The 15,760-nt window shown below is 68.4% G+C and carries 15 protein-coding genes and 2 tRNA genes; 5 read left to right on the top strand and 12 right to left on the bottom strand.

Annotated elements, in window-relative coordinates:
* Positions 1 to 72 precede the first annotated feature (72 nt).
* Positions 73 to 1,020, top strand: coding sequence for a hypothetical protein (locus AB0I10_RS05865; RefSeq protein WP_363151057.1), 948 nt, complete (start codon positions 73 to 75; stop codon positions 1,018 to 1,020).
* A 227-nt stretch (positions 1,021 to 1,247) separates the two neighbouring features.
* On the opposite strand, the gene clpX is transcribed toward AB0I10_RS05865, so the two are convergent.
* The 5 genes from clpX to AB0I10_RS05840 form a co-directional block, all read right to left on the bottom strand.
* A complete protein-coding gene (gene clpX, locus AB0I10_RS05860; protein WP_363151056.1) occupies positions 1,248 to 2,531 on the bottom strand; it encodes an ATP-dependent Clp protease ATP-binding subunit ClpX in 1,284 nt (427 codons plus the stop codon).
* A 185-nt stretch (positions 2,532 to 2,716) separates the two neighbouring features.
* The gene (locus AB0I10_RS05855; protein ID WP_363151096.1) at positions 2,717 to 3,394 is read right to left on the bottom strand and encodes an ATP-dependent Clp protease proteolytic subunit; all 678 of its coding nucleotides are present in this window, start codon (positions 3,392 to 3,394) and stop codon (positions 2,717 to 2,719) included.
* A gap of 66 nt (positions 3,395 to 3,460) precedes the next feature.
* Positions 3,461 to 4,063, bottom strand: a complete 603-nt coding sequence (locus AB0I10_RS05850) for an ATP-dependent Clp protease proteolytic subunit (RefSeq protein WP_363151095.1) — start codon at positions 4,061 to 4,063, stop codon at positions 3,461 to 3,463.
* A 286-nt stretch (positions 4,064 to 4,349) separates the two neighbouring features.
* A complete protein-coding gene (tig, locus tag AB0I10_RS05845; RefSeq protein WP_363151055.1) occupies positions 4,350 to 5,768 on the bottom strand; it encodes a trigger factor in 1,419 nt (472 codons plus the stop codon).
* Positions 5,769 to 5,985: 217 nt separating this feature from the next.
* Positions 5,986 to 6,062, bottom strand: a tRNA-Pro gene (locus tag AB0I10_RS05840).
* 150 nt (positions 6,063 to 6,212) lie between these two features.
* Between AB0I10_RS05840 and AB0I10_RS05835 the strand changes: the two genes are divergently transcribed.
* Positions 6,213 to 6,283 (top strand) — tRNA-Gly (locus AB0I10_RS05835).
* A gap of 85 nt (positions 6,284 to 6,368) precedes the next feature.
* Here the strand turns inward: AB0I10_RS05835 and AB0I10_RS05830 are convergent.
* Positions 6,369 to 6,734 (bottom strand): hypothetical protein, encoded by a 366-nt coding sequence (locus tag AB0I10_RS05830; RefSeq protein ID WP_363151054.1) that lies wholly within the window; start codon positions 6,732 to 6,734, stop codon positions 6,369 to 6,371.
* Between the two features lie 149 nt (positions 6,735 to 6,883).
* Between AB0I10_RS05830 and AB0I10_RS05825 the strand changes: the two genes are divergently transcribed.
* Positions 6,884 to 7,288 carry an arsenate reductase family protein gene (locus tag AB0I10_RS05825; RefSeq protein ID WP_363151053.1) on the top strand — a complete coding sequence of 135 codons (405 nt, stop codon included), beginning with the start codon at positions 6,884 to 6,886 and terminating at the stop codon, positions 7,286 to 7,288.
* Here the strand turns inward: AB0I10_RS05825 and AB0I10_RS05820 are convergent.
* On the bottom strand, positions 7,285 to 7,479 hold the full coding sequence (locus tag AB0I10_RS05820) for a hypothetical protein (RefSeq protein ID WP_136739628.1): 195 nt from the start codon (positions 7,477 to 7,479) through the stop codon (positions 7,285 to 7,287). The genes AB0I10_RS05825 and AB0I10_RS05820 overlap by 4 nt on opposite strands.
* A gap of 696 nt (positions 7,480 to 8,175) precedes the next feature.
* Between AB0I10_RS05820 and AB0I10_RS05815 the strand changes: the two genes are divergently transcribed.
* On the top strand, positions 8,176 to 9,342 hold the full coding sequence (locus AB0I10_RS05815; RefSeq protein ID WP_363151052.1) for an acyltransferase family protein: 1,167 nt from the start codon (positions 8,176 to 8,178) through the stop codon (positions 9,340 to 9,342).
* A gap of 73 nt (positions 9,343 to 9,415) precedes the next feature.
* On the opposite strand, the gene AB0I10_RS05810 is transcribed toward AB0I10_RS05815, so the two are convergent.
* The 4 genes from AB0I10_RS05810 to AB0I10_RS05795 form a co-directional block, all read right to left on the bottom strand.
* A complete protein-coding gene (locus AB0I10_RS05810; RefSeq protein WP_363151051.1) occupies positions 9,416 to 10,228 on the bottom strand; it encodes an ABC transporter ATP-binding protein in 813 nt (270 codons plus the stop codon).
* A gap of 167 nt (positions 10,229 to 10,395) precedes the next feature.
* Positions 10,396 to 11,502: a PP2C family protein-serine/threonine phosphatase gene (locus tag AB0I10_RS05805; RefSeq protein WP_363151050.1), complete on the bottom strand. Its 1,107-nt coding sequence runs from the start codon at positions 11,500 to 11,502 to the stop codon at positions 10,396 to 10,398.
* A 305-nt stretch (positions 11,503 to 11,807) separates the two neighbouring features.
* Positions 11,808 to 12,713 carry a DNA-formamidopyrimidine glycosylase family protein gene (locus tag AB0I10_RS05800; RefSeq protein WP_363151049.1) on the bottom strand — a complete coding sequence of 302 codons (906 nt, stop codon included), beginning with the start codon at positions 12,711 to 12,713 and terminating at the stop codon, positions 11,808 to 11,810.
* 98 nt (positions 12,714 to 12,811) lie between these two features.
* A complete protein-coding gene (locus AB0I10_RS05795) occupies positions 12,812 to 13,297 on the bottom strand; it encodes a ribose-5-phosphate isomerase (protein ID WP_363151048.1) in 486 nt (161 codons plus the stop codon).
* 213 nt (positions 13,298 to 13,510) lie between these two features.
* On the opposite strand from AB0I10_RS05795, the gene AB0I10_RS05790 reads away from it, so the two are divergent.
* Positions 13,511 to 14,938, top strand: coding sequence for an amino acid permease (locus tag AB0I10_RS05790; protein WP_363151047.1), 1,428 nt, complete (start codon positions 13,511 to 13,513; stop codon positions 14,936 to 14,938).
* 127 nt (positions 14,939 to 15,065) lie between these two features.
* On the opposite strand, the gene AB0I10_RS05785 is transcribed toward AB0I10_RS05790, so the two are convergent.
* The gene (locus tag AB0I10_RS05785) at positions 15,066 to 15,662 is read right to left on the bottom strand and encodes a biotin transporter BioY (protein WP_363151046.1); all 597 of its coding nucleotides are present in this window, start codon (positions 15,660 to 15,662) and stop codon (positions 15,066 to 15,068) included.
* Positions 15,663 to 15,760: the final 98 nt, after the last annotated feature.

Genomic DNA, 15,760 nt, shown 5'->3' with positions numbered 1-15,760 from the left:
AGTCACGTCGGAGAAGATGTCGGCAACGCATAAACATCAGCTGCCGTCAGTTGTCACGAGGGGAACCGCTCAATGAGCTACAACCAGCCGCCGCCAGGCCCGTACGGCCAGCAGCCGCAGCAGCCCGGCCCGTACGGCCAGCCGCAGCAGCCGGCTCCGCAGCCCGGGTACGGCTACCCGCAGCAGGGCGGCCCGGTGCCCCCGCAGCAGGGCTACGGCTACCCCCAGCAGCCGCAGCAGCCGCAGCAGCCCGGCCCGTACGGCCAGCAGCCGCAGCAGGGCTACGGATTCCCCCAGCAGGGCGGCCAGCAGACCCCCTACGGCACGATCCCGCAGGGCCCGCCGGAGAGCAGCGGCGGCGGCAAGAAGATCGGCCTCATCATCGGCGCGGTGGTCGTGGTCGCGGCCATCGGCGTGGGGGCTTACTTCGCGTTCGGGTCGGGCGGGGATGTGAAGCCGTACACGATCGTCATGCCGGAGAGCCTGCTGAGCGGGGAGTTCCAGAAGGCGAGCGGTTCCGGCGGTGGCAAGAGCCTTGCCAACGACAAGGAAGCCAAGGCGATGGGAATCACGGGGGGCAAGACCGTCAACGGCTCCTACTCGAACAGCAACAAACTGAAAGTCAGCGTGGGCGGTGTCTACGGCAAGGTCAACGACCCAGAGTCCGCCGTGGACCAGATGTTCGCCAAGCTGGAGGAGAACCAGAAGGGCCAGAAGCAGCCTGGCGAGGAAAACATGAAGGTCGAGACGGTCACAGGACCGACCGAGTACTCGCCAAGCGGGTTCGATGGTGCGGTGCTGAAGTGCAAGACGCAGAAGGCCTCGTTCGGCGGAGGTGGCGTGACCATCTCCGTCAATGTCTCGACCTGCATCTGGGGCGACAGCAGTGCGATCGGCGCCGTCTCGATGGCAGATGCCATGTCGCCGACTGACGGCACCATCACCGCACACGCGCCCAGCGCCGAGGACCTGGCGGAGAAGACCGCCAAGATCCGCGACGAGGTCCGCAAGGAGAAGTAGCGGCACCGCACCAGCCCTGAAGCCGAGGCGCTCGACGAGAATCCCCTCGCCGAGCGCCTTTCGCTTGTTCCGCGGCCGCGAACGGACATCCAGGCGTTAATCCGGGAGTTGCCAACGGCGCCTGCCACCGCGCCGCCTGAACCACTGACTGACATCAGCGATACCAACAACGGAGCCGCCCGGCAGCGATCTCGCTGCCGGGCGGCTCCGTATCTGTCAGGGCGCGCCTACGCGCTCTTCTCCTGCGGCTCCCCCGAGTCCCCCCGACTCCGCGGCACCAACGTCGGGTTCACATTCGAGTGAACGACGTCTTCCGTGATGACGACGCGGGCGACGTCCTTGCGGGACGGGACCTCGTACATCACCGACATCAGGACTTCTTCCATGATGGCGCGCAGGCCTCGGGCGCCGGTGCCGCGCAGGATGGCCTGGTCGGCGATGGCCTCCAGGGCCGGGCGGTCGAAGTCCAGCTCCACGCCGTCGAGTTCGAAGAGGCGCTGGTACTGCTTGACGAGGGCGTTGCGCGGCTCGACGAGGATCTGGAGGAGCGCCTCGCGGTCGAGGTTGTGGACCGAGGTGAGGACCGGGAGGCGGCCGATGAACTCCGGGATCATCCCGAACTTCACCAGGTCCTCCGGCATGACCTCCTGGAGCTGGTCCTTGGACTCGATCTCGCGCTTGGAGCGGATCGTGGCGCCGAAGCCGATGCCCTTGGCGCCGGACCGGGCCTCGATGATCTTCTCCAGGCCGGCGAACGCGCCACCCACGATGAAGAGGACGTTCGTGGTGTCGATCTGGATGAATTCCTGGTGGGGGTGCTTGCGGCCGCCCTGGGGCGGGACGGAGGCGGTGGTGCCTTCCAGGATCTTGAGCAGGGCCTGCTGGACGCCCTCGCCGGAGACGTCACGGGTGATCGACGGGTTCTCGCTCTTGCGGGCGACCTTGTCGATCTCGTCGATGTAGATGATGCCGGTCTCGGCCTTCTTGATGTCGAAGTCCGCGGCCTGGATCAGCTTGAGGAGGATGTTCTCCACGTCCTCGCCCACGTAGCCGGCCTCCGTCAGGGCGGTGGCGTCGGCGAACGCGAAGGGGACGTTCAGCATCCGGGCGAGCGTCTGCGCGAGCAGGGTCTTGCCGGAGCCGGTCGGGCCGAGCAGCAGGATGTTGGACTTGGCGAGCTCGATGCCCTCGTCGCCGCGGCCCGGGGCGTTCTCGCCCGCCTGCACCCGCTTGTAGTGGTTGTAGACGGCGACCGAGAGCGCCTTCTTCGCGGGCTCCTGGCCGACGACATAGCCGTTCAGGAACTCGTAGATCTCCCGCGGTTTGGGGAGTTCCTCCCACCGCACCTCGGAGGTCTCGGCGAGCTCCTCCTCGATGATTTCGTTGCAGAGGTCGATGCACTCGTCGCAGATATACACACCAGGTCCCGCGATGAGCTTCTTCACCTGCTTCTGGCTCTTCCCGCAGAATGAGCACTTGAGCAGGTCGCCGCCGTCACCGATGCGTGCCACGAGGTGCTTCCCCTTCGCCTGGGATCCGCATTGCTCCGCGGACCCGGGTGCTTGCCTATCGACGGTACCTTGCCGGGCCCCCCGTACGGGCCCCCCTTGGACCGACTCGGTTCAGTCGATCCGTGGTCGATCCAAGGGGGCGACGCTCCGGCTCACTTCGCGAAGATCGCTGTTCGAGCGAATCGCTATCCGATGGAGACGGACGACTTCCGGGTCGAGACGATCTGGTCGACGAGGCCGTACGCCAGGGACTCCTCGGCGGTCAGGATCTTGTCACGCTCGATATCGTCACGGATCTTCTCGATCGGCGTCGAGGAGTGCTTGGCCAGCAGGTCCTCCAGCTGGGCCCGCATCCGCAGGATCTCGTTGGCGGCGATCTCCAGGTCGGAGACCTGGCCGCGGCCGGTCTCGCTGTAGGGCTGGTGGATCAGCACCCGGGCGTTGGGCAGCGCCATCCGCTTGCCGGGGGTGCCGGCGGCGAGCAGCACGGCTGCGGCGGAGGCCGCCTGGCCCATGCAGACCGTCTGGATGTCGGGCTTCACGAACTGCATCGTGTCGTAGATGGCCGTGAGCGCGGTGAAGGAGCCGCCGGGGCTGTTGATGTAGATCGAGATGTCCCGGTCCGGGTCCATCGACTCCAGGCACAGCAGCTGCGCCATGACGTCGTTGGCGGAGGCGTCGTCGATCTGCACGCCGAGGAAGATCACGCGCTCCTCGAAGAGCTTCGCGTACGGGTCGTACTCGCGCACGCCCTGCGAGGTGCGCTCGACGAAGCGCGGAACGATGTAGCGGGACTCGGCCCGAGCACCGGAAAACTCGGACTCCGCGCCCTGGTAGAGGCCGCTGCCGGGGAAGTTGTTCATCGTGGTGTTCACCGTCCTGGTGGCGATCAAGGGGCTGGGCTGGCTTTGGGGCGAGTGGTACAGGGCTCAGGCCCCGGTGCCGCCCCCGCCCGGAACGCCGGCGGCAGAGGTCATCACATCGTCGATGAGGCCGTACTCCTTGGCCTCGTCGGCGGAGAACCAGCGGTCGCGGTCCGAGTCGTGCGTGATCCGCTCGACGGTCTGGCCGGTGTGGAAGGAGGTCAGCTCCGCCATCCGCTTCTTGGTGTGCAGCAGCCGCTCGGCGTGGATCTTGATGTCCGACGCGGAGCCGGCCAGACCAGCGGAGGGCTGGTGGATGAGGATCTCGGCGTTCGGCAGCGCGAAGCGCTTGCCCGGGGTGCCGGCGCTCAGCAGGAACTGCCCCATCGAGGCGGCGAGGCCCATGGCGATCGTCACGATGTCGTTCTTGATGTACTGCATCGTGTCGTAGATCGCCAAGCCGGCCGAGATCGAGCCGCCCGGAGAGTTGATGTAGAGGAAGATGTCCTTGTCCGGGTCCGCGGCGAGGAGAAGCAGCTGCGCGGTGATCTTGTTGGCGATGTCGTCGTCGACCGGCTGGCCGAGGAAGATGATCCGCTCGCCGAGCAGCCGGTTGTAGACCTGGTCGCCGAGGCCACCGATGGTCGGCTCAGTGGCGGCGGAAGGCATCGGGATCGTCACGTGTCCACCTGCTCGTTGTCGGACGGCTCCGGGCCGTCTCAGCGTCGTCTTCTGGGGCGCGGGGACCTGCGCCGGGTGGTGCGCCGGCGCGGTTTCAGGGACTCCCCTGCCCTCGTATCTACGGACCCTAACGCGCAGGTCGGACAACGCCATCCCGCATTGAGAACTGTTCGCTGTGAGCGCAGGCTCACCGGTCCGGTATGACATACGGGCCCGAACACGCGGACGTGCGTGTTCGGGCCCGTACTCAGGAAACGGATGCGGCCGCTGAGGCTCAGGCCTCGGGCTTCTCCTCGGCCGGGGCGGCCTCCTCGGTGTCCGTGCCCTCGGCGGCGGCGACGACGTCCTCGGCGATGGCCTCGACGGTCTCGCCGGTCTCGTCCTCCTCGTCGAGGTCGACGACCTCGCCGTTGCTGTCCTTGACCGTGGCGGCCTCGACGACCACCGCGAGCGCCTTGCCGCGGGCGACCTCGCCGACGAGCATCGGCACCTGGCCGCCCTCGACGACGGCCTGGGCGAACTGGTCGGGGGACATACCGGAGGACTGCGCGCGGCGCATGAGGTGCTCGGTGAGCTCCTCCTGGCTGACGTTCAGCTTCTCCTTGTTGACCAGCTCATCCAGGATGAACTGGGTCTTGATGCCCTTCTCCGCCTGCTCCTTGGTCTCGGCGTCGAACTCTTCTTCGGTCTTGCCCTGGATCTCCAGGTACTTCGCGAGGTCGAGACCCATCTGGCCGAGCTGGTGGTTGACCAGGTTGTGCTTGCGGGTCTGGATCTCGTCCGCGAGCAGCTTCTCGGGCATCGGCACCTCGACGAGCTTGAGCAGCTCGTCCAGGACCTTCTCCTGGGCCTGGGTGGCCTGGTCGTACTTCTTCATCTGGGCGAGGCGCTTGGCGCTGTCGGCCTTGAGCTCTTCGAGGGTGTCGAACTCGCTCGCCAGCTGCGCGAAGTCGTCGTCCAGCTCCGGCAGTTCGCGGGCCTTGACCTCGGTGACGTCGACCTTGACCTCGGCCTCCTTGCCCTCGGCGGAGCCGCCCTTGAGCTCGGAAGTGAAGGTGGCGCTGCCGCCGGCCTCCAGGCCCTTGACGGCCTCGTCGATGCCGTCGAGGAGCTCACCGGAGCCGATGGTGTAGGTGACGCCCTGGGCGACGCCGTCCTCCAGGACCTCGCCGTCGACCTTGGCCTCCAGGTCGATGGTCAGCACGTCGCCCTCGGCGGCGGCACGCTCGACCGGGGTGGTCGAGGCGAAGCGCTCACGGAGCTGCTCGACGGACTTGTCGATGTCGTCGTCCGACACCTCCACGGCGTCGACCTCGACCTCGATGCCGGAGTAGTCCGGGATCTCCAGGGTGGGGCGGATGTCGACCTCGGCGGTGAAGGCCAGCAGCTCGCCGTCCTTCAGCTCGGTGATGTCGACGTCGGGCTGGCCGAGGACGTTGAGCTCACCCTCGTTGACCGCTTCGGTGTAGAACTTCGGGAGCGCGTCGTTGACGGCCTCCTCCAGCACGGCACCACGGCCGAACCGCTGGTCGATGACGCGGGCCGGGATCTTGCCCTGGCGGAAGCCCTTCACCGTGACCTGCTGGTTGATCTTCTTGTACGCCGCGTCGAGGCTGGCCTTGAGCTCCTCGAAGGGCACCTCGACAGTGAGCCGAACCCGGGTCGGGTTCAGGGTCTCCACGGCGCTCTTCACGGTTCGGTCTCCTTGGGGCTGACTTCTGGGGTTTTGCCTGAGATCTTCCGGCACCCGGTGATGTGGGCCCCGGCCGATCGCGCCCGGGATAGAGGCACACGGGCACGCAACTTGCATAGTAACCGCAAGGAGGATGACGCCGATAACGCGATCTCGAGCATCCACCGGCCTGACTGCCGCGGCTCAGGGTAAGTCTGTGGTTCTGGCGTGAAAACGCTGGTCGGGGTGGCCGGATTCGAACCGACGACCTTCCGCTCCCAAAGCGGACGCGCTACCAAGCTGCGCCACACCCCGTCGGTGCGACACGTAGGGTACATGGCCGCAGACAGGACGGCTGCCAGTTATCCGGGGTCCCCGTTCCACGGGGCATGGGGATGTGCGGCGCGCCGCCGCGACCCGCTAGGATGCACTGCGTGCCGAGGTCCTGTGACCTGTGCGGCGCTCGCGGGCGTAGCTCAATGGTAGAGCCCCAGTCTTCCAAACTGGCTACGCGGGTTCGATTCCCGTCGCCCGCTCCGTATGACAAAGGGCCAGGTCAGAGGATGTTTCCTCGGTCTGGCCCTTGTTGTTGCGGCGGTAGGCGGCACGGACGGTCCAGGGTCACGCCAGCTGCGACTTGACGTGCTCGATCACCGCGTTGAACTCCTTCGTCGGCGAGAAGTCCAGGTACTCGCAGTCCTCCAGCGCCTCCGGGACATGACCGGGCGGCCAGTAGAAGGCCTGCCGCGCCTGGTAGATCTCCTCCCCGCCCTCCGTCCGCATCTTGAGCCGCCCCTTGAACAGGTACCCCCAGTGGGGGCACTGGCATCGGTCGTCCGGAAGGCCCTTGAGCACCGGCCCCAAGTCCGTGCCCTTGGCAAGTCGCACGAAGGAGGCGGACATCCCTCCCCCGACTTCCTGGACGCGTACGTCCACGCTCTCGCCTTCGATCGCGACCGGAGTGTCGGTCCACGCCGTTGCCGTCATGGCTCCTCCACGGCCGGGCCGCTGCCGGGGCTCGGCAGCGCCGCCTCTTCCAGTCTGGCCCGGACCCTGGTGACATGCGACACACACCAGGCGCGCGAGGAGGGACCGCGCCCTTCGCTCGCGTGGCGGGAGTCAATAAGGTGGCCGGCATGGAGATCTGGCTCAATCCCGCGTGTTCCAAGTGCCGTTCCGCCGTGCAGATCCTCGACGAGGAGGGCGCTGCGTACACCGTGCGCAAGTACCTGGAGGAGCCGCCGACCGCGGACGAACTGCGCGGTGTGCTGGAGCGGCTGGGCCTGGAGCCATGGGACATCACACGGACCCAGGAGGCCGAGGCGAAGGAGCTGGGGCTCGGGGCGTGGGAGCGCACGGAGGCCGGGCGCGAGCGGTGGATTGCGGCGCTGGCGGCGCATCCCCGGCTGATCCAGCGGCCGATCATCACCGCGGACGACGGATCAGCGCTGGTGGGCCGTAGCGAGGACGCCGTCCGGCACGCGCTGACGCGGACCGGGCCCGGTGGCGGCTCCGGACAGAGCCGTGGAGCGGGTGCCTAGAAGGTGATGTGATTGATCGTGTCCGCCAGGGAGTTGAAGAACCGGTTGATCGACGGCGCCATGCCCGTGGAGGCGAGGAAGAAGCCGAAGAGGACGGCCACGATCGCCGGGCCAGGCTTGATCGACTTCCCTCGGATCAGTACGACCAGCACGATCCCCAACAGCAGCACCACGGACAGCGATAGAGCCACAACTGATCACACCCTCGGTCGGAACGCCTCACCGGCCCATGGGGGCATGCCGCTCACACCCCCTTGACCCCATCGTGCCACCAACCTTCTTCCCATTGCAGGCGGGTGACGAATCATCGGCCAACGCTTTGCCCGATTCTCTCCCCCGGCCTCCGAGCGGGGGCGCCCTCAGCCGGTGGCGGCCATGAGACGAGAGGGCGCCGGGGCGAACGACTGCGGTGGACGGCAGACGCGCGCTCCGGCCGGGGGAATTCCGAGACCGACGTCACATGAATATTCCGGCCTGATCATTAGCTCCGTCGGGTCGCTGCCGGCGACCGGCAAGTGATGCGGCTCGAATATTCGTACAACGAGTATCGCGCACCGGTGAATTTCTTTTCCGTGGCGTCCGTCACGGCATACGGAGGCGGCCGATGCCTCAGGGATTCATTCGGACATAGCATTAAGGAAGCGGACATTCCTGTCGGGCCGTCCGCAGGGGATACCACCCGACTCAGGGGGATTAAAGGGGATAAGACCGGGCAGCTGGGTAGGGCATCCGTGATGTCATACACGGGTACGCGGAGCCCGTGCGGGGGATCCCTCCCCGTCGATTGCGAGATTTATGTGCGCGGCGTGAGCGGCGGCACCTGGGGAAATAGGAAATGTCACCGGAGCGGTTTTACGCATTCGCCGCGCGCCGCTATCGTGCCTCAGATGTTTCACGCTGCCCCGACACCTCGACGAGAGCTCCCTCCCGCCAGGGAGGCGGCGGACGCCGACCGGACGGCGCGTGCCGCGCAGCAACCGGGGGTGCCGGAGCAGGCGTCGGCCCCCGCGCCGAAAGGCGGCCGGGATGCGTTCTTCGACAACGCGAAGTATCTGGCCATCGTCCTGGTCGCGATGGGGCACGCCTGGGAGCCGCTTACCGACGGCAGCCGCGCCGCCGAGGCGCTCTACATGGCCGTCTACACCCTCCATATGCCGGCATTCATCATCATCTCCGGCTATTTCTCGCGCAGTTTCGACATGCGGAAGGACCGGCTGCAGCGGCTGGTCACCGGCGTCGCGGTCCCGTACATCCTCTTTGAGACGGCGTACTCGTTCTTCAAGCGCTGGGCGGACGACGATCCCGGGCATCCGATCAGCCTGCTCGATCCGTGGTTCCTGACCTGGTTCCTGGTGGCCCTGTTCGTCTGGCGGCTGACCACCCCGCTGTGGAAGATCGTGCGGTGGCCGATTCCGCTCGCGCTGGCCATCGCCGTACTCGCGTCCGTGTCACCGGACATCGGGGACGATCTGGACCTCCAACGAGTGCTGCAGTTCCTGCCGTTCTTCGTGCTGGGGCTGTTCATGCGGCCGGAGCACTTCAAGATGGTGCAGCGGCGCGCGGTGCGGATCGCATCGCTGCCGATCTTCGCCGCCGCGCTGGTCATGGCGTACTGGGCGGCGCCCCGGATGAGCTCGGCGTGGTTCTACCACCGGGACAGCGCACAGGAGTTGGGCACCACCTGGTGGATCGGCGCGGTGATGACGCCGGCCCTCTTCGGCTGCTCGCTCGTGCTGGTGGCCTGCTTCTTCTCCTGGGTGCCCAGGCGGCAGATGTGGTTCACCGCGCTCGGCGCAGGGACGCTCTACGGCTATCTGCTGCACGGCTTCCTGGCCAAGGGCTCGCGGTTCTGGGGCTGGTTCGACGACTACGCATGGCTGCACACACCGCTCGGCGAGATCGCGGTCACGCTGATCGCGGCGGTCGTCGTGACGGCCCTGTGCACACCGCCGGTCCGCAAGGTGTTCCGCTTCGCGATGGAGCCGACGATGGCGTGGGCCTTCCGGAAGGACCCGGCGGACACGGCGCGGTCGCGGGAGCACGCCAGCGCCTGACGGCATGATCGCGGGACGGTCTGATCGCAGGATCGCGGGAGCTGGTGGGCGTCCCCGGCGGGCCGTGTCCGGGCTAAGCCGGCGCGAGCGCGGACGCCGGTGATATCGGCCGGGAATGAGCCGTGAGGCTCGTCATCCGGGCCGCTATCCCCTCCGGCGCGGCGCCCACCAGGCGGTCGGCGAGGGCCCCCTCGGCGAGGAAGAGGACCTGGTCGGCCCAGGCCGCGGCCACCGGGTCGTGGGTGACCATCACCAGGGTCGCGCCGAGGCCGTCGACGGCGTGCCGCAGCAGGCCGAGGACCTCGGCCGCGGTGCCGGTGTCGAGGGCGCCGGTCGGCTCGTCGGCGAAGATCACGTCGGGTTCGGTGACCAGCGCTCGGGCGATGGCCACCCGCTGCTGCTGACCGCCGGAGAGCTGGCCGGGACGGCGCCGCGCGTGCTCGTGCAGACCGACCCGGTGCAGCACTTCGGCCACCCGGCGGCGGTCCGGGCGCTGCCCGGCCAGCCGCATCGGCAGCGCCACATTCTGCTCGACGGTGAGCGCGGGCAGCAGATTGAACGCCTGGAAGACGAAGCCGAGGCGGCTGCGGCGCAGGGTGGTGAGACGGTTCTCACTCATTCGGGTGATTTCCGTGCCCCCCAGGCGCACGGAGCCGGCGGTCGGGCGGTCCAGGCCCGCCGCGCACTGCAGGAACGTGGATTTGCCGGAGCCCGAAGGGCCCATGACGGCGGTGAACGAGCCGTGCGGCAGCGCCAGATCGATACCGCGCAGGGCGTGGACGGCGCCGCTGCCGCGCCCGTACTGGCGGCGTACGCCCCGCAGTTCGACGGCGTCGACCCCCCGCTCCGGCTGCTGTGCGTCCCGGCTTTTGCCGCGCAGGCCCATGTGTCCCCCTCGTCTCCTCCGACCGGCCCCTGATACGGCCGGACACCCGACTCAACGTACGGATGCGGGGTGGCTCGTGACCATGACGGCCGCTGGTGGATCGGGGGTGGGGAAAACCCCAGGACGGCCGCGTACGGCGCCGTGCAGCTACGGGGCGCGGCTGGCGGTTATGCGTCGCGGCAGATCAGCAGCAGCGCCCGGTCGTCGTTGACGTCCTTGGCGACGGCCTCGATCAGATGCCAGGCAGCGCCCGCGAAACCGCCGTGGACATAGCGTTCGGCCTCGCCGGTCAGCCGGTCCATGCCCTCCGCGATATCGCGGTCGGCGGCCTCGACCAGGCCGTCGGTGAACATCATCAGGACGTCGCCCGGCCGCAGCGTGCCCTTGACCGGGTCGAACTGGGCCCCGTCGTAGACCCCGAGGAGCGGGCCCTCCCCCGACTTCTCCTCCCAGCGGCCGGTGCCCGCGCTCAGCTGGAGGGCCGGCAGATGGCCCGCCGAGAGGAGTTCGTAGTCGCCGGATTCCAGGTCGAGGACGAGATGGATGGAGGTCGCGAACCCCTCGTGCCAGTCCTGGCGCAGCAGATAGCCGTTGGCGGCGGGGAGGAAGCCGTGCGGCGGCAGCGAGCCGAGCAGGCCGCCGAACGCGCCGGACAGCAGCAGGGCGCGGGAGGCCGCGTCCATGCCCTTGCCGGAGACGTCGGTCAGTACGACTTCGAGGATGTTGCCGCCCTGGGTGCGGGAGGCCACGACGAAGTCGCCGGAGAAGGACTGGCCGCCGGCCGGGCGCAGCGCCATCTCGCGATGCCAGCCCTGCGGCAGTTTGGGCAGTTTGCTCTGTACCCGGATCCGCTCACGCAGGTCGAAGAGCATGGTGCCGCCGCGTCGCCAGGGGACGCCGACCCGGCTGCGGAACTGCGCGATCAGCAGCCCGAAGAGCCCGACCGCGGCGACTACCAGGACCGTGCCGGGGGTGATCCGGTCCGGTCCTTGGTCGTACGGGCCGAACAGCGCGGCCTCGACGATCAGCGCGCCCGCGGAGGCGCCGTACAGCACCAGGAGGTTGGCGGGCCGCAGCAGCAGCCCGCCGGCGACCACCGGAAGGACCAGGGCGGTCGGTGCGATCCAGTCGGAGTGCCACAGGGTGCCGGCGGCGATCGCGGGGATGGCGATGAGCAGCGCCACCAGCGCCGGCCAGTCGGAGCCGTTGCCGCGGAAGTAGTCGACCCCGGCCTTGCGCACGCCGATGCGGGCCCGGTGCAGACCTTTGTGCATCCGTGCCGTCAGAGGTTCCGTTCCCGGGCCGCTTGCCATTGCTCTGGGACCTTATCCACCCGTTCGGCGGTGCGTCGATTCGCCGCACGTCGCTCCGTTGAATTGCCGGGAAATCGCGTTCGACATGCGGTCGCACTGCCGGAGATCATCCTGCCGGGAGTGGCGGAGGACGTCAGAATTACTCGTGCTTTGTCGGTGCCGCACGGTGCCGAATGGGGCGCGTGGTACGGCGAGTTGGACGTACGGAATGTGTCGGATCCGGTGGATGTGTCGGATGGTTCTCCGCCCGGTGGCCGCCGGGCCGGTCAGCCCCGGCCGCCGCCCGTCGCCGGCTGACAGCCCGGGCACCAGAAAAGGTTGCGGGCGGCGAGACCGGCGGTGCGGATCTCGCCGCCACAGATGTGGCAGCGCCCGTTGGCGCGGCGGTAGACGTACACCTCGCCGCCGTGGTCGTCGACCCGCGGCGGGCGGCCCATGGCCTCGGGCATGTGCTCGGGGCGGACGGTGTCGATCCGGTTGTGCCGGACGCCCTCGCGCATCAGGAACACCAAGTCGGCCCAGATGGCGTCCCATTCGGCGCGGGTGAGGTCGCGGCCCGGGAGGTAGGGGTCGATGCCGTGCCGGAAGAGGACCTCGGCGCGGTAGACGTTGCCGACGCCCGCGATGACCTTCTGGTCCATCAGCAGCGCCGCGATGGTCGTACGGCTGCGCACGATCCGCTGCCAGGCGCGCTCGCCGTCGTCCGCGGGGCGCAGCGGATCGGGGCCGAGCCGGTCGTGTATCGCCTGTTTCTCGGCGTCGGTGATCAGGGCGCAGGTGGTGGGGCCGCGGAGGTCGGCGTACGCGGACGGGCTCGCGATGCGCAGGCGCACCGTGTCGGTGGGGGGCGGGGCGGGCGCGTCGCCGAAGCCGAGTTTGCCGAAGAGGCCGAGGTGGATGTGGATCCAGCGATGGGGGTTCTCCCTGGACTGATGGGGGTCCCCCCGGTCGAACGGAGTTGAGACTGGGGGATCGTCGGAGGTCCTTGGGGGAGGGCCGAAGCCGAGGAAGAGGTGCTTGCCGTGGGCCTCTGTGCCTGCCAGCGCCTGGTTGTCGACGAGGGCCGCGCCGTCGGAGAACTTGCCCTGGGGGCTGGTGGTCCAGACCTTCCGCCCCAGGAAGCGTTCGCTGTAGTCCGCGGCGAGGCGGTGGATCGTGTGGCCCTCGGGCATGCGGGTCCTTCGGGTGCGGGGGCGGGCCTGCGGACTTCGTCCTCCGGCCCGCCACCTCCCGTGGTGGATGTGGGAAGAACTGGGCGGCTCGCGCCGTGTTACGGCTGCGGGTGGTGGGCCGGGATGGCCGGGAGGTCGCCGGTGGTCTCGTACGCCGAGAGCATGTCGATGCGGCGGGTGTGGCGCTCCTCGTCGGAGTACGGGGTCGCCAGGAAGACCTCGATGAACTTGGTCGCCTCGTCCTGGGTGTGCATCCGGCCGCCGACCGAGATGACGTTGGCGTTGTTGTGCTCGCGGCCGAGCTTGGCGGTCTCCTCGCTCCAGGCCAGCGCGGCCCGTACGCCCTTGACCTTGTTGGCGGCGATCTGCTCGCCGTTGCCGGAGCCGCCGATCACGATGCCGAGGCTGTCCGGGTCGGCGGCGGTCTTCTCCGCGGCGCGCAGGCAGAACGGCGGGTAGTCGTCCTGGGCGTCGTAGATGTGCGGGCCGCAGTCGACGGGCTCGTGGCCATTGGCCTTGAGCCACTCGACAAGGTGGTTCTTGAGGTCGAAACCTGCATGGTCGGAGCCGAGGTACACGCGCATGCGATGAGTGTGACATGGCCCGTCCCGGGTAGGCGCCGCCGGGTCCGCTTGCGGTTCTGCGCACGGAATCGCAATTGGACCTTGCGTATGTATGCGTGACACGCAGCATTCCAGTGTTTCACGCAACGATCCGGCGCTAGGCCTTCCAATCTATGGCTTAACGAAGATCTAATACTTGGGTTCCAATCCGTGAACCACTCAAGGACGGTGCACATGGGCGCGCACTTGCCTACCACCAAAGAGGTCCCCACCACCGGAGAACCCGGTGCCGGGCCCACCGGGGGGCAGTCGCAGGACGGGCTGCAGGCAGGACTCAAGAACCGCCATCTGTCGATGATCGCCATCGGCGGTGTCATCGGCGCCGGTCTCTTCGTGGGATCCGGGGCCGGAATCGCGGCCGCCGGGCCCGGCATTCTGCTGTCGTACGCGCTGACCGGCCTGCTGGTCGTGCTGGTGATGCGGATGCTGGGCGAGATGGCCGCGGCCTCCCCCACGTCCGGGTCGTTCTCCGCGTACGCGGACCGGGCACTGGGCCGCTGGGCGGGCTTCACGATCGGCTGGCTGTACTGGTTCTTCTGGTCGGTGGTGCTGGCCGTCGAGGCCACGGCCGCCGCCGCGATCCTCACCGGCTGGGTCCCGGCCGTCCCGCAGTGGGCCTGGGCGCTGATCGTGATGATCGTGCTGACCGGCACGAACCTTGTCTCGGTGGGCTCGTTCGGTGAGTTCGAGTTCTGGTTCGCCGGGATCAAGGTTGTCGCGATCGTTGTTTTCATCGCGGTCGGTGCGCTGGCGATATTCGGGCTGCCGCCGGGCGATCATGCGGTGGGTATGTCGAATCTGACCGGGCACGGCGGCTTTCTGCCGAATGGTCCCGGGGCGATCCTCTCCGGCATGCTGCTGGTTGTTTTCTCCTTTATGGGCAGCGAGATCGTCACGCTCGCGGCCAGCGAGTCGCCGAATCCGGTGCAGGCCGTCCGCAAGGCCGTCAACAGCGTCATCTGGCGGATCGCGATCTTCTACATCGGCTCTATCGCGGTGATCGTGACACTGCTGCCGTGGAACGACCCGGCGGTGCTCAAGAGCCCGTACGTGGCGGTGCTGAAGTCGCTGGACATTCCGTACGCGGGCACGGTGATGGACATCGTGGTGCTGACCGCGGTGCTGTCCTGTCTGAATTCCGGGCTCTACACGGCCTCCCGGATGGCGTTCTCGCTCGGTGAGCGCGGCGATGCGCCCAAGGCGTTCAAGAAGGTCAACAAGGGCGGTGTGCCGTCGGTCGCGATCTGGGCCTCGGTCGCCTTCGGCTTCGTCGCGACGATCTTCAGCTATACGTCGAAGGACACCGTCTTCCAGTTCCTGCTGAATTCGTCGGGAGCGGTGGCGTTGTTCGTGTGGCTGGTCATCTGCTTCTCGCAGCTGCGGTTGCGCCGGGTGATCGAACGGGAGGCGCCGGAGCGGCTGACGGTGCGGATGTGGCTGTACCCGTGGCTGACGTACGCGACGATCGGGCTGATCGTCTTCGTCATCGGCTATATGTTCTACGACCCGGACGGGCGGGAGCAGATGGTGCTGTCGGTGGTCGCGGCTGTGGTGGTGCTGGCGATCGGGCTGGCGCTGGAGCGGCGGCGAGCGCAGAAGTGAGAAAAGGGCCCGCACCAACAGGTGCGGGCCCTTCTCCTATCAGGCACATCAGCCATCAATTGAGCAACTCCCACGGCGATCAACCACCTCCGCGAGAGCGGCGGCGGCTTAGCCGCAAAGAGGGCCCTCAGCCCCGGCGGCCCGCCAGCTTCCAGGCCGTCGGCAACGCCCCCATCGCCAGCGCCGCCTTGAGCGCGTCGCCGATCAGGAACGGGACCAGGCCGACGGCGACCGCCTGGCCGAACGGCATGCCCGTGCTCAGTGCCAGGTACGGAACCCCGACGGCGTAGATGATCGCCGTGCCGGCGGCCATCGTGGCGGCCGTGCGGAGCACGCCGCGGTCGCCGCCGCGGCGGGCCAGCGCACCCACGGCGGTGGCGGCGAGGAGCATGCCCACGATGTAGCCGAACGTGGCGCCGCCCACGCCCGAGGTGCCGCCCGCGAACCACGGCATGCCCGCCATGCCCACCAGCGCGTACAGCGCGAGGGAGAGCAGACCGCGGCGGGTGCCGAGCGAGGCGCCGACCAGCAGGGCGGCGAAGGTCTGGCCGGTGACCGGGACCGGGGAGCCGGGGACCGGGACGGCGATCTGGGCCGCGACGCCGGTGAGCGCGGCGCCGCCGAGCACCAGCGCCGCGTCACGGACGCGGGCACGGGAGGCGGTGGCGGCCGGCAGCAGATCGGCGAGGACCGCACCGGGGCGGTGGAGAGCAGCAGTGCTCATCGGGACTCCGCGAGGTGTGAGAGGGATCCGGGACAGGACGGGACGTGTTGACGTTAGTGCAGCGGGTCACCGGCGATCATCGTGAGGCAGCCACAAAG

Source organism: Streptomyces sp. NPDC050636 (assembly GCF_040654775.1).
GTDB lineage: Bacteria > Actinomycetota > Actinomycetes > Streptomycetales > Streptomycetaceae > Streptomyces.
This window is presented reverse-complemented; position numbering and strand designations above follow the sequence as displayed.